This window comes from Parashewanella sp. 2210YD4-3 (assembly GCF_056591735.1).
Genome location: NZ_JBWQOG010000004.1, coordinates 1 through 15,632, shown reverse-complemented (window position 1 = coordinate 15,632; position 15,632 = coordinate 1). Strand labels below are relative to the sequence as shown.

Here is a 15,632-nt window from a genome sequence, read left to right as displayed (position 1 = left end):
TATTCTTATAAACAAAAACACCTCCGATTGGAGGTGTTTTTTTTATTCCCAATAAATCACTTCTTCAGGTTTTCGTATGTTTTCTGGTGGTGATTTTATTGCTCGTTCAACTTGTTCTATTAAGCCATCTGATTGCTTGTTGGTAGTAGGTGTGCAATGGCCTGCAATCACTCTACAATCAAACCTCTGGTTAAACCGCGCTTGAGAGTCTTGTTTAACTTCTGTAATGGCTACATATACTCTTTCTAGCACGGCTTGTAATCCATCAGTATCTAAATCGAATAGCCCAACCGTAAAATAACCCTTTTCACTTCTAGCCAGTAAATCATTGCTTCTTATAAAGCTACTTTGCAGTTTGACGGAAAGAATTTTAAGTACTGAATTTGGATTGCTTGTTTCATCCATGTTTGGACATAGATACAATAAGGCCAATCCTTTTTGTTGTGATAGATGTTTTTGCCATTCTCGGTTAAAAGCTTCAATAAAGTAGGCTTGGTTATAGACGCCAGTTTCTTGGTCCATGAAACTGGGTTTCCGCCATGAATACAACATGCTTTCTCCTAAAAGCATTCACGCAATAGCATCAAGTATAGATGACAATTTTGAAATATCACTTGAGATGATGATTTCAAAAAACAAACTAAATTTAGGGAAATAAAAATGAAAAAGTCTCTTCTTTTTATGGCGATAAGTTCAGTGTTAACTTTGTCTGCCTGTCAGGATAATGACGTACAAGAAACTCAAGTGACATCCAAAAAGCAAGCTTCATCGGCTGTTGCTAGTAAGCAACAACCAGCTGAAAAGGTTTATCTTGATCTGGTCGACAATTACTTTAAAGATCAACTTAAGTTAAACCCGTTAATGGCTACTTTTGTTGGAAATAATGATTATAACGATGAATTTGGTAGCGATTTAACCGAAGAATATTTAAAAGCACGACATGACCTAAACCAAGGTTATTTAGACAAGCTTAAAAAGATTGACCGTGATAGCTTACCGACAAATCTTCAATTCAGTTACGACTTATTTGGTTATGACCGCAATATGGAATTGATTTCAGAAACCTATCCGTCGCGTTGGTTACCGATGAATCAGTTTTATAACACCGTTATCACTATGGTTCAGTTGGGAACAGGCGAAAGCGCTCAACCGTTCAAAACAGTTGAAGATTATCAAAATTGGTTGTCTCGTCTTGATGGATTTATTGAGTGGACTCAACAAGCTCAAAAGCGTATGAACCAAGGCATTGAGAGTAAAGTCGTACTTCCACGAGTTTTAGCTGAAAAAATAGTGCCACAGCTTCAAGCTCATATTGTTGCCAAGCCTGAAGACAGTATCTTTTTTTCGCCAATCAAAAACATTCCTGAAAATTTTACCGACTCACAGAAAGCTGAGTTAACGGCGTCTTATAAAAAAATGATTGCTGAAAAGTTGGTTCCAGCTTTAGCTTCATTAAAAGACTATTTTAAAGATACCTATATCCCTAAAACACGTGCGACTGATGGTTGGTGGGGATTGCCTAATGGTAAAGCTTGGTATCAACATTTAGCTAACCAGCACACAACCACCAAAATGCCCGTTGATGAAATTCATGAAATTGGATTATCAGAAGTGGCTCGTATTTTATCTGAAATGGATAAAGTTCGTGAGCAAGTTGGCTTTAAAGGTGATTTAAAAGCATTTTTTGCGCACCTATCGTCAGATCCTAAATACTTCTTTGCAGAGCGCCAAGACCTAGTTGATGGTTACATGGGACTTAAAGACAGTATTAACAAAGAGCTGCCTAAATATTTCAATGTAATGCCAGAGGCGGATTACATTGTTAAGCCAGTAGAAGCGTTCCGCGAGCAATCTGCTGCTGGGGCATCTTATCAATCTCCTGCTGTCGATGGTTCTCGTCCAGGGATTTTCTACATCAATACCTATAATTTAAAGGCTCAGCCTAAGTGGGGTATGACTACATTATCACTTCACGAAGCGGCTCCAGGGCATCACTTCCAAATAGCCATTAAGCAAGAACTTAAAGGTGTGCCACAGTTCCAACGCTTTAGTGGGTATACAGCTTTTGAAGAAGGTTGGGCGCTTTATGCAGAATACTTAGGTATGGAAATGGGCTTGTTTAAAGATCCATACCAATATTTTGGTAAGCTTTCTGATGAAATGCTACGTGCTATGCGCCTAGTTGTTGATACTGGTCTGCATGCTAAAGGCTGGAGTCGTGAACAAGCAATTCAATACATGAAAGATAACTCGCCAATGGCTGAATCTGACATTACCGCTGAAGTTGAGCGTTATATGGCCATTCCGGGGCAGGCATTATCGTATAAAATTGGTCAGCTAAAAATCATAGAGCTTCGTGAACGAGCAGAAAATGCATTAGGTAATAAATTTGATATTAAGGCTTTCCACGATCAAGTTTTGACGACAGGTTCACTGCCGATGGCGGTAATGGAAGACAAAATTGATAGCTGGATTGCATCTAATCAATAACTTATGTAATTTGGTTACCTCAAGGCGACAATGAAGTCGCCTTTTTAGTCAGAGGAAGCCATGAACCTGCCTTCAAGCCTGAATCTCACATATCGTGTGCCGAATGAGTCTGATTGGGATAACTATTTAACGTTAAACCTGTCGCCTGAGGTTAATCGCTATATTCGTGAAGTATTACCAGAAAGCGATATTCGCAGCCGTTTCAATATTAAAACCCAACCTTGGACTTTTAAATCGGGTGGTTGGCTTATGTTGGTGATGGAAGATACCCAAGGAGAGTTTGTTGGATACAATGGCTTTCATTGTTTTGATCTTGAATTAAGGCATGTTGAAGTGGGGTATATGTTATCTCCACAACAGCAAGGTAAAGGTTATGCTACTGAAAGCTTAAAAACTATTACCAAGTGGGGAAGAGAGCAGTTTGATATTCATAAATTTGTTGCTTATTGTTCTTCTCAAAATATCAGTTCGCAACGAGTCCTCGAAAAGTCAGGGTTTCTGCAAGAAGGTTTATTGCGAGAAAACATTAAAATAGGTCAAAACTGGAGTGATGACTATGTTTATGGATTATTGTCTAGGGAAATCCCTCGATAAACCAGTATAATCCCTTTTATTTTTCATTGGTTAATTCATGTCTGAAATTGAAACACTTGAACTCCGCTCAGGTGATGAGTTTATTGAGCTTTATAAGATTTTAAAAATTCAGGGGATGATTAGTGCTGGAGCTGAAGCTAAGCACGTTATTTCTGAAGGTTATGTTCTAGTAAATGGTGAAGTTGAAACTCGCAAGCGTAAAAAAGTGGTTGCGGGTGATGTAGTAACGTTTAACGGTGAATCGGTGATGATCACCTCACAGGAGCAAGTGATGTCATTTCCAGATGATGATAACGGGCAAATGCTAGCCGCTATGGCGGATGCGGGAATGGATCTATCTAAGCCACAAAATATTGATTTTTTCTTAGTATTCGATGAACAGCGTGATGCTGAAACAGCACTTGAAGATCTTGTTAATTCTGATCGAGAAGGTGAAGTTGAATTGTTGTTCAATGAAGAATCGACAAAGTGGGAATTGATTGTTTCTATTCATATGATGCCTGAGTATGATGCCATCATTGCTACTGAGTCAGAACTTCATACTTATGCTGAAGAATATGATGGTATCTCTGATGGTTGGGGCGTGATGCAACATCAAGAGGGTGATGATGAATTCGCTGATGACGAGCATGAGTGTGGAGAATCTTGTTCTCACTAGCTTTCGACTCTGTTATATGTCATGCCTGCGCAAGCAGGCATCTCGAGTATTTGTGAGAATATAATCAATAGTTTTTACTGATCTCATCTTCATCAAATTTAGACTTCTTTTTTTTGGCTCTAAAGTCTTTCTCTTTTTTCCACTTACGTTTTTCTTGCTTTGCCTCAACGTGGTCACTATCTTCATCCCACTCATCTTTATCGAAGCGATAATCCTTGCTCATAACTAAACCTTTAATACTCCTTGATTAACGCCACTTTGGGCGCAGCTCACTAATAATTTTAGATGTGTTTTTAAAATAGCTCAAAAAGTTTACCGTTTGATTTCATTAGTTAAGACGTATAATGCACGTTCATATATTTATTGAGATGAGTATGGACTTTGAGCTAACAATTCAAATCGCATTAATACTATTTACTATTGCGGCATTAGCTGGCTTTATTGACTCCATTGCTGGTGGAGGTGGCTTGTTGACGATTCCCGCTTTAATGTGGGCTGGTTTACCTCCTGTAGCAGCATTAGCAACGAACAAATTACAGGCGAGTGCAGGCAGCTTTTTTTCCAGTTGGTATTTTATCCGCCACGGTATCGTAAAGTTAAATACAATGTGGTTGGCTGTCGGTTGTGCCTTTATCGGTTCAGCACTTGGCGCGTTCACAGTCCAGCAGATTGATGCTGAAATTTTAAAGTTGGTGTTACCCTTTTTAATATTTGGAATTGGGCTGTATTTTTTATTTTCTAAAAAGCTATCCGATGATGATAAGCACCAAGTGCTTACTCCAACTTTATTTGCATTCACTGCTGCAATTAGTGTGGGGTTTTATGACGGTTTTTTTGGCCCCGGAACAGGAAGCTTCTTCGCTCTAGCCTTTGTCATGCTGTACGGTTTTGGGTTAGGAAAGGCAACGGCTCACGCAAAGTTACTTAATTTTTCTACCAATATCGCCTCGTTAATTGTTTTTATTATTGGTGGACATGTGGTGTGGTTATTGGGTCTTACCATGATGGTAGGGCAAGCTCTTGGCGCTAATTTAGGCTCAAGGTTGGTGTTATCAAAAGGGACTAAGTTGATTCGTCCTATGGTAGTGACTATGTCATTAGCCATGAGTATCAAGTTACTGCTTGATCAGTTTTCTACTTAGGAGCAAAAAATGAAATTTCTGCATACTTCTGATTGGCATATCGGTCGATATCTCCATAACCAATCTTTGCATAATGAGCAGGTAGCTGTGCTCAACCAAATTATTGAGCTTGCCTTAGAGCACAAGGTTGATGCCTTAATTGTTGCTGGTGATATTTATGACCGCTCGGTGCCTCCAGCAACTTCAGTTGAGTTACTCAATAAAGCACTCAATCAAATACTCGGACTGGGTATTCAAGTAATCATGATTGCAGGTAACCATGATAGCCATCAGCGGCTTGGTTTTGGTGCTAGTCAGATGTCAGACAGTGGCCTTCATATCATTGGGCCTTTAACCAAAACACTTTGCCATATCGAGCTGAAAGGTAAAAATGGCAATGCGATTTTCTATACTATTCCGTACGCTGAACCATCACGAGTGAGAGAGTTGTTTGATTGTGAGGTCAGTACCCACGAACAAGCCATGAATGTTTTGTTGAAGCAAATACATGATCACGATAGTAAGGGCTTACCTAAGGTGGTAATCAGCCATTGTTTTATTGATGGAGCGATTGATTCAGAGTCCGAACGACCATTGAGTGTGGGAGGCGCTGATAAGATCAGTGCTACTTTATTTGAGCCATTTGATTATGTGGCCCTTGGTCATTTGCATGGGCCACAGTACAAAGGGGCTGAGCATGTTCGGTACTCAGGCTCACCGTTGAAATATTCGTTTAGTGAAACTAATCATAATAAATCCGTCACGTTGGTGGAGTTTGGCTGCGACTCAAATAAACCGGCAATTACGCTATTGCCGCTCACAAGCCCTAGAGATGTCAGAGTGATAGACGGCTTTCTTGAAGACATTATTGAGCAAGGCAAAAGTGATTCTAACTCAGAGGATTATATGCTCGTACGTTTGCAAGATAAGCATGCCATCTTAGACGCTATGGGCAAACTAAGAGCCGTGTATCCTAATGTGTTACATCTTGAGCGTGTCGGTTTATTAGCAAGCTCAGAAAAAACAGAAATCAGGCGTCAGCACATCAAGCAAAATGAAATGGATATGTTCTCCAGTTTCTTTACTGAAATGACAGGGGAGAATTTAAATAACGATCAGCAAGCGTTAATGGGCAATTTGTTGGAACAGCTACATAAAAACAAGGATAACTAATGAAGCCTGAATTATTAAGCATGTCAGCATTTGGGCCTTTTTCAGGTACTCAAGACATCGACTTCAATTTACTGTCTGAACATGCCTTGTTTTTGATCAATGGCCCTACAGGTGCAGGTAAAACCACCATTCTTGATGGCATTTGTTTTGCGTTATATGGAAAAACTACAGGCAATGAACGTGAAGGCACTCAAATGCGCTGTGATATGGCCGATGATGATTTAATAACGGAAGTGACGTTTCAATTTCGTTTAGGTGAAGATTGTTACCGTATTCGCCGTGTGCCTGAGCAAGCGCGTAAGAAAAAAAGTGGTGATGGTTTTACCCAGCAAAAGCCAGAAGCTCAGTTGTATCGAATTGAAACCGACGGCACACAAACCCTATTGGTAGAAACTAAAGTATCTGAAGCGACGACTGAAATAGAGCAGCTGATCGGATTGGATGTTGAACAATTCAGACAAGTAATGGTGTTGCCACAAGGCAAGTTTCGTGAACTGTTAATGGCCGATTCTAAATCTCGTGAAAAGATTTTTGGTCAGTTGTTCCAAACTCAAATTTATAAACGAATTGAAGATCAGCTTAAACAGCAATCAGCCTCGATTCGCCAACAAGTGCAAGATATTCGTAACCAACGTAAAGGCATTTTGCAATCGGCAGAGTTGGATTCGGATAAAGCACTTGTTAAGCAAACCGAAACGTTAAAGCCGCAACTTGAGCAAGCTGAAAAGCAAAAGCATAGTGCTCAAATGGAATTACAGACGGCAACTAAGTCGTTAGAATCGGCGCAGCAACTTAAGCAAAAGTTTGTCGAGTTTAATAACGCAAAAGAAAAGCAGCAGCAATTAAAGCAACAAGCTGAAAATATTGATCAAATCAAACATCAGCTCGAACAAGCTCATCAAGCCAGTAAACTATTACCTGTATTTAAGAATTTTAAGCAACGCCAGCAAGAACATAGTAATTCAGAGCTTCAGCTTAAAAATGTGCAACATCAATTACAGAAAATTGAGGGCGAGCTACAAGCATTTCAACAGCAACTACAACAGCAACCACAACTAGAATCTGATCTCAAACAAGCTCATATTAAGTTGGAACGATTACAACAGCTACAACCTTTAGTTATTGAGAAACAAAGCCTTGTAGAGCAAGTGCATCGCAACAACCAGCAGCTTAATATTGGAAAACAAAAAGAGGGTGAAGCGAAGCAAGCATTACAACAACTGGCAGATAATAAAGTACAGTTACAACAACAAGTCGTAGAATTACAAAAGCAGTCCAGCGCTCAGTTTGAGTTGCAAAATCAAGTTAATACACTTGAAAGCATGTTGAGCCACTATCAGCAATATCAGCAGCAACAAGCGCAAGTCAACGGTTTACAGCAGCAACTTGAGCAAGCTAAACGACAGGGATTAACCCTCAAAGCGAACTATCAGCAAGCTGAGTCAGAATATACAATGTTACAGTTAACTTGGCATCAAAGCCAAGCGGCAGTATTAGCAAGTCAGTTAAATAATGGCGATGCTTGTCCTGTATGTGGCAGTATTGAGCACCCTCAGTTAGCGACAGCAAGTGTGACACCACCAACTGAGCAGCAGTTAGACTCCGTCGCTAAAGCTGAGCAGCAAGCACTTCAAAAACTAAATGACGCTAGAAGTCAGTATTCGAGTTTGCAAGATCAATTAAAGCTGTTAAATACTCAAATGCAGCCTTTAAAAGAACAATTAGCCGACTACCTAATTCAACCTATATCAGAATGGAAAAATCAGCATAAAGCTCTGTGTGCTCAGTTGCAGCAAGCTATTCAAGCTCAAAGTAGCTTGAACCAAATCCAACAGCAATTACAAGGGATTGAGCAGCAAGAACAGCAACGACGTCAAGAATTAGAGTCATTAACTACTGAGGCAAACCGCCAAGACAAAATAGTCACAGAGCTTCAAACAAAGCTAGCATCTGTTGAGCAGCAATTACCAGACAATATAAATGATGCTGAACAACTCTCGTCCTCTTTGTCGAATGCTGAAAAGTTGGCTCAAGATTTAGATAAACATCTCAAAAATCTTCAACAACAATCGACACAACTTAATGAGCAGCTAGCGTCTGCCAAATCAGTATTAACCAGTGCCGAAGCACGAGTAAAAGAGACACAAGCTAATAGTGATGAAGCTCAAAAAGTTTTTGAGCAGCAATCATCAGATGCTGGCTTTGCAGATGGAGAGGCCGTTGAAAAATCGATCATTGACCAAGACAGGCAAGCTCAATTAAAGGAGCAAGTTGAGCAATATCAGCAGCAGCTTGCCGTTAATGAGGCTCAAGTGTCTGGGTTAAATAAAGATCTGGAAGGGCAAGAACAACCAGAAACGGCATTGCTTGAAGAGGTTGTGAAGCAAAAGCAGCAGTTATTGAAAGATAAAGAGCAAGCTTGGCAGGCATTGGAGTCGACTCGTTCCCAATTACACAATATTCAAACAAAGTTGGCTGAGGTCGATGAAACCTCTAAATCCCTAGAGCAAGAGTATGCGGTTGTGGGTACTTTGTCTGACATTGCTAACGGACAAACAGGGAACAAAATCAGTTTAAACCGTTTTGTATTAAGTGTGTTGCTGGATGACGTACTATTGGATGCCAGTACTCGATTAAGTGTGATGAGTAAGGGGCGTTATCGTTTATATCGTAAAGAGGATAAAGCGAAAGGTAATAAGGCATCTGGACTCGATTTAGAGGTAGAGGATGCTTATACATCTAAAGTTAGAGATGTAGCAACGTTAAGTGGCGGTGAGTCATTTATGGCTGCGTTATCGTTAGCACTCGCATTATCCGAAGTTGTACAAGCCTATGCGGGTGGCATTAAGCTCGATACCTTATTTATTGATGAAGGCTTCGGCAGCTTAGATCAAGACTCTTTAGATTTAGCGGTGCGAACACTGATGGATTTACAATCCACAGGCAGAACGATTGGGGTGATTTCTCACGTTACTGAAATGAAAGAGCAAATTCAGCAGCGTATAGATATTTCAAAAAACTCAACCGGCAGCGTGGCAAGGGTGGTTGCGATCTAACTTGCGATTTTGTTTTTTTATTGCGCATTTACATAAACCGTTTTTAAGAGCAGGGCACCCACCACAAGGCTTTGCTTTTAGCGGTACGGTTAGGGAAATAGCTGGGATTGAATCAAAAGAGTACTGCTCATCGTTCTGGCTAGTTTGGATATTTAACTGCTGTAATACGGTTTGCTTTGCTTGTTGCTTTATATCTTTTTTCGAAGGCAGTTTAAATTGAAGTTTGAGTTGCCTATAAGTTTCTTTTATTAATCTTTTTCGCTGCTTTTTGAGCTGTTTTTTTGAAGATTGAACGTCAAGTTTTGGCAGTGACTTCTTAGCCTGTTTTTTGCAGACTTTTTTCAAAAGCTTGTCGAACTTCTTAATTTGCTTTCGTTCTAATTTAGTCACTTCAGTACGCTCAATTTATCAATACTTAATGCATTCTAAATAAAAACTATTCTCAGTCAATGTTTTTGGGTTCACAATATCGTCCTTGATAGTGCTGCAAATCTTTAGAATTGTACTTAACTTAATCAAGACAAAAGGTTAGGGATTGTGAGGTTAAGGGATGCTATTAAAAAATTTTTTTGAGCGCGAAAAATCATTTGGGAGAGTCGTTGCATTTTTAGCTTTGTATTTTACCTTGGTACTAAATATCCCCGTTTATCATAAGTTGTACGACATTTTTGTAAAAGAACCACAGCACAGTATCGACTTTATTGTATCTATCCCACTTTTCTTTTTTTTCATTATCTATCTCGCACTTCATGTACTGGCATGGCCTAGATTGATCAAATTGGTTTTTATTCCGTTATTGATCATTTCTAGTGCAATGAGTTATGCCAGTTTCAGTTATGGTGTGATTTTCAATGAAGATATGTTGATCAATATTTTTGATACTAATGTAGGAGAAGCTTTTTCATATATAAATCCGCTTTCAATCAGTTGGGTGATGGTGTTAGGCATTTTGCCGAGCTTGATCTTAGTCTTTGTTAAAATAGAAGCCATCTCTTTTAAAAATATGGTGCTTAAAAAGCTTAAAGTGCTACTTCTTGTGGTGGTTGGGATATTCTCTATTGCGGCTATTTTTTATAAAGACTATGCATCTTTTGGTCGTACCCATAACCATTTACAGGATTTAGTGATCCCTACCGAATTTTTTTATAGTGTCACTAAATTGGTAAAGCAAAAGTACTTTAGTCCTAAGCTGTCTTACAAAAAAATTGGCTTAGATGCTAAATTGGATCCCAATGGCTTTGGTGGAAAAGTTTCTAAAAAGCCGAACTTAGTCATTTTTTTATTAGGTGAAACGGCAAGAGCGCAAAACTATCCGTTTAACGGTTACCATCGGAATACCACTCCTTATACTCAAATGTTTAAGCCTTTTGTGTTTACTAAGGTGGCCTCTTGCGGCACGGCTACAGCTGTTTCAGTGCCGTGCATGTTCTCTAATATGAATCGAACAGAGTTTGATGTTAACCGTGCTGATAACCAAGATGATGTGTTAGACATTATGCAGCGTGCTGGTATAGATGTGTTATGGAAAGAGAATGACGGAGGTGATAAGCATGTGGCAAAGAATGTTCGTCAAATAAAACTGGATACTTCGCAGGTCAATGAGTTTTGTAATGGTTCAAGTTGTCAAGATGAAGCCTTACTGCAAGGTTTGCCTTCACAAATTAAAGGAATGAAAGGCAACAAGTTTGTAGTATTGCACTTAATTGGAAGCCATGGCCCAACCTATTTTGAGCGTTACCCTAAATCTTTGGACTTCTTTCAACCAAGTTGCCAAAGATCGGATATCGAAAACTGCACTACAGAACAAATTTATAATGTTTATGACAATACCTTGAGATATACAGACCTTGTTATGGCAAAAGCCATTGATTTGCTGAAGAGTTTTGAAACTAGTCATAATGTGGCTTTAATGTATATGTCAGATCATGGTGAGTCACTAGGTGAAAATGGTATTTACTTACATGGATTACCTTATAAATTTGCACCAATAGAACAAAAGCGTGTGCCGTGGATGTTTTGGATGTCCGATAGTTTTGCCAAAATTAAAAACATTAATGGTCAGTGTTTAAGGAAGAATGCTCACAATGCCTATAGCCAAGATAACTTATTTTCCACGTTACTTGGTTTAATGGATGTATCAACTTCAGTTTACGATAAGAAGATGGATATATTCTCTGAATGTCGTGGAGAAAAAGCGGAGTGAAATAACTCCGCTGGATTGATGCTACTTCTGGTAGATTAAACGGTTTTGATATGCGTAAACGGTTTCAAAAGCCGTTTTTTGGAATTTCTTTAAACCAAGCGTATCGAAGTCTACATGTGGAGGGTTACGTTTAATTTGCTCCTTCATATCTAAGACAGAAATTAAATCGACAGGTCGTTCTTGTAATTGAATTGCCGCTTCTAGTTTAAAGCTGGTGGCACTTCCTGCAAACTTACCCTTTTGGTGACGCTCTAAAATGACGATACGATCAATTTTGTAATCTTCCATCAGTTTATTGAATGCAAAGGAGAAGTCACGAATGTTGTCAGTTTCGCTCGATTTAGATACGCTGAATGAACGTGTTCTACATTCTGGAACTGTAAAAGTATCACCTTCGTAACTTAACAAGCATAAGATGGCTTCGCCACCAGATAGTTCTACACCACAAATTCTCATTGTATTTCCTAATTATTAATCTTCGTCTATTGGTAAGTTAGCTGCTGGTTTACGACGCATAGGCGCATCACCAATATCTATTGAATTGGCAAATCGATTGTCCCGTTTCTGGGCTGGTTTCGATTTTTTATTTTGCGGTTTACGTTTTGCAGAAGCTTTTGCATATGGCTTTGGCGCTTTTGCTTTGTTTTTAGGCTCAGGTTTAAAGCCTTTAAATTTGCCTTTTAACTCTTCGAATGTTGAAAAGTCGAAAGTTTTGCGCAGGAAAGTCTGGACTTTTAAGAAGCTTTCCCAATCTTTTGGCCCAACTAGAGATATCGCATCGCCTTTAGCACCTGCACGACCCGTTCGTCCGATACGATGGACGTATTCTTCGGTCATCTTTGGCATATCAAAATTCACAACCAAAGATACATTCAGTAAGTCTAATCCTCGAGATGCTACATCAGTAGTAACAAGGATTTGGTAGTGGCCTCGGCTGAATTGATCCATTATTTTGTTACGAGCACTTTGATTTAACTCACCGCTCAGAGCGATAGACTCAAAGCTATCTTTATTCAATTTATCTGCAAGGCGTTGAGTATCATTTCTCGTCGCGGTAAAGATGATTATTTGTTTTTGCTGATCTTGCTTGAGAACAGCATTAAGAATGGCTTCTTTATGATCTAAATGATCACATAAATACACTTTTTGGGTGATATCTTTGTGCTCTGAATGACCGCTATCTACCAAGATGTGCTCTGGTTCTTTTAATAACTCAGCTGCAATTTCATTTACTTCATCGTGTTCTAGTGTGGCTGAAAACATTAATGTTTGACGGCGGCGGTGATCTGCGGCTTTATGTATGGCTCTAAGCTGAGGTGCAAAGCCCAAGTCGAGCATGCGATCTGCTTCGTCCAGAATCAAAAATTCCAAACCATTCAAATACAAATGCTTCTGAAATAGATGATCTGTGACTCGACCTGGAGTTCCAACAATAAAGTGAGGATCTTGTGCGAGTGCTTTAGCTTGGTCGTTAAAGTTTTCACCGCCAAGAATACTAACCGCTTTATATCGTGTATTTGCAACTAATAAACGAAGCTGACTGTACACTTGCTGCGCTAGTTCACGAGTAGGTAATAAGATTAAAACTCTAGGATCTCGTTTCGTTAATGCTTTTGTGGATATTACTCTTTGCATAGCAGGTAAAAGAAACGCTAATGTTTTACCAGAGCCTGTTTTGGACGAAGCCATTAGATCTCGACCAACCATTGCCACCGGAATGGCTTGCTGTTGTATTTGTGTCGCCTCAGTAAACCCCATGTGGTTGATGGTTTCAATTATGCGGCGGTCTAATGAAAACTCAGTAAATTGCAAAAGAATACTCCAGTATTTTAATCAAGAAACATTATACCTGAATCTCACTTTGATAGAGCAAATTTAAATGACTAAAAGTGTTCAAATAAAGTGCTAATGAATTATTTGTTACTGTTATACATTTGTTAAATGAACTGTTGACTATCAAAGGCCCCCCCTTTATATTGGCTTTTTACATTGTATAAAATCTAATCAATTCTCCGCTCAAGGATGAGCGTTTAGGGGCTAACATGGAATTGTTCACTGTCTTGAAATCAGGCAAGTTTCAGTCTGTTAATGGTCAAATTGAAGTTACTTTGGGTGATATTGAATATCGTGCCAAGGCTGGAGACTTCATTCCCAAGGGAGCAAGCATCGTTGTTTTTGATGGTGCACTATTCTCTATTAAGTTTGAAAATGGCGAAGTTCATTCAAGCTCTGAGGATTCTACCTCATCTAATGTTTCAAATAATTTACTTTCTGTCACCGATGCCAATGATATCGAAAATATTCAGGCAATCATTTTAGCGGGTGGAGATCCAACCTTAGCTATTGAAACCGCAGCGGGTGGAACACAGCAAGAAGGTGGGTTCGATTTTGTGGCCGTTGACCGAACAGGCGACGAGACCATTGCTCAAGCAGGGTTTGATACTTTTGGGGTAGCCGGAGGAAACCCTAACGTAGATTCTCAAGACCAAAGCATTGTTTTATTTAATTCAGTTCTAGCTAATGACTCAAATACCATTACTGAAGATCAAGTTGCCGTAGGTAATGTATTGGCAAATGATTTAGATCCAGATTCTGATCTATTGGTTTCCAATATCTTAATTAACGGTCAAAGCTTTGCAGCCGGACAGAGTATTCAGCTTGAGAACGGAAATTTGGTTGTTAATGCCAATGGTAATTACCGTTTTGAGCCTGATGCAAATTGGAATGGCACATTACCTTTAATTACTTATACAACTAATACAGGGGCATCGGCCACACTTACGATAGTGGTTACTCCGGAAAATGATGATGTAAATGCATCTCCTGATAGCTTTTCGGTACCTGAAGATGGCTCAGTGATATTAAATTTACTATCAAACGATACTGCGCCTGACGGTGGGTTGGCGATTCAATCCGTTAATGGTGTCGCTCTTACCGGAGCAGCTCAAACTATCGCAGTCACCAACGGCCAAGTGTTAATCGCTGCTGACGGTACTATTACTTTTGAGCCAACGGCTAACTACAATGGCGAAGTAACTTTCAGCTATGTTGCACAGGATGCCGATGGTGATACCGATGAAGCCAATGTGAGCATCACAGTCTCGCCACAAAACGATCTGATTGATGCCATTGATGATAGTTACGACGTAGTTGAGGACGGCAGCGTCACGTTAGACCTTCTCGCCAACGACATCGCCCCAGATGGCGGCAAAGCTATAGTCTCCATCAATGGAGACACTGTGACACCGGGCGTAGCCCAAACGATAGCGGTTACAAATGGCAATGTACTCATTGCGGTAGATGGAACCATCACCTTTGAACCAACGGCTAACTACAATGGCGAAGTAACTTTCAGCTATGTTGCACAGGATGCCGATGGTGATACCGATGAAGCAAAAGTGACCATTACTGTTGAGCCAGTCAATGATGACCTTGTGATCAACACTAGCAACGTGTACATCTCAGAAGAAGGACTAGAAAATGGTCTTCAAGACGATGAAGGTGTCATTGACCAAACCAACAGTGTGACCGACTCCGGTGAAATTGTTCTGACAAATGTGGACCGTGATGAACTTACGGTGCAACTGAGTGGGCCTGATGTGAACCTCACCTCAGGAGACAATGCAGTTAACTGGCAATGGGATGACAGCAGTCAAACTCTGATTGGCTATACCGGTAGCAATCCGGATAGTAACCAAGTGATGACCATCAAGCTCAATGCACCAACGAACACCACGGGCGGCACATGGACGTACGATGTCACCTTACTGCAGCCATTAGAACATGAAAATATCAACGCTGAAGATGTCGAATCTCCGAACTTTAGCGTCACCGTCACCGACAGCGAAGGTAATGTCGACACTGGTAGCTTCTTTGTGGTGATAGAAGATGACAGTCCATCGGATGCTACGGAAGTTGCAGTGGATGTTGTTGAAGTGAATGGTGGAACTGGGCCTGGTCCTATTGGTATTGCGAGCGGCACGCTTGATGCTGAATGGGGTGGAGACGGAGAAGGTGGTTTAATCATTCAGCCTTTCACAGAATCAGGGCTTATTACTTCCTCTGGCCATGAAATTACATTAAACCAAAATGGAAATGTGATCACAGGTATCGCTGAGGATGGCGACTTATTGTACGTGGCATTTGAGTTCACTTTCAACCCAGACATCGGTAGTTGGGAGTTTATACAGTACCACCAAATACAAACGCCATCGGATGGCGACTTAGACTTCTTTGTCAGCATCACCGACAGAGATGGTGATGGCAGTACCGGGCACATCACGGTCAACCCACTCATCAGTGGTTACACCGATGATGATGAAACGCGCAGCCTAGAT

The 15,632-nt window shown here is 40.1% G+C and carries 13 protein-coding genes and 1 pseudogene; 9 read left to right on the top strand and 5 right to left on the bottom strand.

The annotated features are described in order from the left end of the window. Positions 1-42: 42 nt before the first annotated feature. Entirely contained in the window at positions 43-552 is a 510-nt protein-coding gene (locus AC1EU0_RS07260; RefSeq protein WP_480301596.1) for a nucleotidyl cyclase domain-containing protein, read from the bottom strand. Positions 553-660: 108 nt separating this feature from the next. Here AC1EU0_RS07260 and AC1EU0_RS07255 point away from each other — a divergent pair, with 108 nt between their 5' ends. From AC1EU0_RS07255 to AC1EU0_RS07240, 4 genes and pseudogenes are all read left to right on the top strand, one after another. Continuing rightward, complete coding sequence (locus AC1EU0_RS07255; RefSeq protein ID WP_480301594.1) at positions 661-2,490, top strand: DUF885 domain-containing protein; 1,830 nt, start codon at positions 661-663, stop codon at positions 2,488-2,490. 60 nt (positions 2,491-2,550) lie between these two features. Beyond that, positions 2,551-3,084 (top strand): GNAT family N-acetyltransferase, encoded by a 534-nt coding sequence (locus tag AC1EU0_RS07250; protein ID WP_480301593.1) that lies wholly within the window; start codon positions 2,551-2,553, stop codon positions 3,082-3,084. Between the two features lie 37 nt (positions 3,085-3,121). Next, positions 3,122-3,349 (top strand): annotated as a pseudogene (locus AC1EU0_RS07245) (RNA-binding S4 domain-containing protein); the annotation flags it as partial. 6 nt (positions 3,350-3,355) lie between these two features. Continuing rightward, positions 3,356-3,742 carry a ribonuclease E inhibitor RraB gene (locus AC1EU0_RS07240; protein WP_480302042.1) on the top strand — a complete coding sequence of 129 codons (387 nt, stop codon included), beginning with the start codon at positions 3,356-3,358 and terminating at the stop codon, positions 3,740-3,742. A 64-nt stretch (positions 3,743-3,806) separates the two neighbouring features. Here AC1EU0_RS07240 and AC1EU0_RS07235 read toward each other — a convergent pair whose 3' ends face one another. Further along, positions 3,807-3,965, bottom strand: coding sequence for a hypothetical protein (locus AC1EU0_RS07235; RefSeq protein WP_480301591.1), 159 nt, complete (start codon positions 3,963-3,965; stop codon positions 3,807-3,809). 151 nt (positions 3,966-4,116) lie between these two features. On the opposite strand from AC1EU0_RS07235, the gene AC1EU0_RS07230 reads away from it, so the two are divergent. Genes AC1EU0_RS07230 through AC1EU0_RS07220 form a run of 3 tightly spaced genes read left to right on the top strand, consistent with a single transcriptional unit; the run spans position 4,117 to position 9,092 of the window. After that, positions 4,117-4,884, top strand: a complete 768-nt coding sequence (locus tag AC1EU0_RS07230) for a TSUP family transporter (protein WP_480301589.1) — start codon at positions 4,117-4,119, stop codon at positions 4,882-4,884. A gap of 9 nt (positions 4,885-4,893) precedes the next feature. Next, a complete protein-coding gene (locus AC1EU0_RS07225; RefSeq protein WP_480301587.1) occupies positions 4,894-6,036 on the top strand; it encodes an exonuclease SbcCD subunit D in 1,143 nt (380 codons plus the stop codon). Then, entirely contained in the window at positions 6,036-9,092 is a 3,057-nt protein-coding gene (locus AC1EU0_RS07220; protein ID WP_480301586.1) for an AAA family ATPase, read from the top strand. The genes AC1EU0_RS07225 and AC1EU0_RS07220 overlap by 1 nt, the downstream gene beginning before the upstream one ends. On the opposite strand, the gene AC1EU0_RS07215 is transcribed toward AC1EU0_RS07220, so the two are convergent. After that, on the bottom strand, positions 9,057-9,482 hold the full coding sequence (locus AC1EU0_RS07215; RefSeq protein WP_480301584.1) for a hypothetical protein: 426 nt from the start codon (positions 9,480-9,482) through the stop codon (positions 9,057-9,059). The genes AC1EU0_RS07220 and AC1EU0_RS07215 overlap by 36 nt on opposite strands. 160 nt (positions 9,483-9,642) lie before the next feature. On the opposite strand from AC1EU0_RS07215, the gene AC1EU0_RS07210 reads away from it, so the two are divergent. Then, positions 9,643-11,295, top strand: coding sequence for a phosphoethanolamine transferase (locus AC1EU0_RS07210; protein WP_480301582.1), 1,653 nt, complete (start codon positions 9,643-9,645; stop codon positions 11,293-11,295). 21 nt (positions 11,296-11,316) lie between these two features. On the opposite strand, the gene AC1EU0_RS07205 is transcribed toward AC1EU0_RS07210, so the two are convergent. After that, positions 11,317-11,751: a DUF3010 family protein gene (locus AC1EU0_RS07205; protein WP_480301580.1), complete on the bottom strand. Its 435-nt coding sequence runs from the start codon at positions 11,749-11,751 to the stop codon at positions 11,317-11,319. A 15-nt stretch (positions 11,752-11,766) separates the two neighbouring features. Then, a complete protein-coding gene (locus tag AC1EU0_RS07200) occupies positions 11,767-13,107 on the bottom strand; it encodes a DEAD/DEAH box helicase (RefSeq protein ID WP_480301578.1) in 1,341 nt (446 codons plus the stop codon). A gap of 230 nt (positions 13,108-13,337) precedes the next feature. Between AC1EU0_RS07200 and AC1EU0_RS07195 the strand changes: the two genes are divergently transcribed. Next, positions 13,338-15,632, top strand: a 2,295-nt coding sequence (locus tag AC1EU0_RS07195) for a retention module-containing protein (RefSeq protein WP_480301576.1), incomplete at its 3' end; no start/stop codon positions are given.

Bases quoted from the DNA above. Each gene is read 5' to 3' on its own strand.
- AC1EU0_RS07255 (WP_480301594.1), top strand. From the start codon at position 661: ATGAAAAAGTCTCTTCTTTTTATGGCGATAAGTTCAGTGTTAACTTTG.
- AC1EU0_RS07210 (WP_480301582.1), top strand. From the start codon at position 9,643: ATGCTATTAAAAAATTTTTTTGAGCGCGAAAAATCATTTGGGAGAGTC.
- AC1EU0_RS07220 (WP_480301586.1), top strand. From the start codon at position 6,036: ATGAAGCCTGAATTATTAAGCATGTCAGCATTTGGGCCTTTTTCAGGT.
- AC1EU0_RS07250 (WP_480301593.1), top strand. From the start codon at position 2,551: ATGAACCTGCCTTCAAGCCTGAATCTCACATATCGTGTGCCGAATGAG.
- AC1EU0_RS07240 (WP_480302042.1), top strand. From the start codon at position 3,356: ATGTCATTTCCAGATGATGATAACGGGCAAATGCTAGCCGCTATGGCG.
- AC1EU0_RS07230 (WP_480301589.1), top strand. From the start codon at position 4,117: ATGGACTTTGAGCTAACAATTCAAATCGCATTAATACTATTTACTATT.
- AC1EU0_RS07260 (WP_480301596.1), bottom strand. From the start codon at position 552: ATGTTGTATTCATGGCGGAAACCCAGTTTCATGGACCAAGAAACTGGC.
- AC1EU0_RS07205 (WP_480301580.1), bottom strand. From the start codon at position 11,751: ATGAGAATTTGTGGTGTAGAACTATCTGGTGGCGAAGCCATCTTATGC.
- AC1EU0_RS07225 (WP_480301587.1), top strand. From the start codon at position 4,894: ATGAAATTTCTGCATACTTCTGATTGGCATATCGGTCGATATCTCCAT.
- AC1EU0_RS07235 (WP_480301591.1), bottom strand. From the start codon at position 3,965: ATGAGCAAGGATTATCGCTTCGATAAAGATGAGTGGGATGAAGATAGT.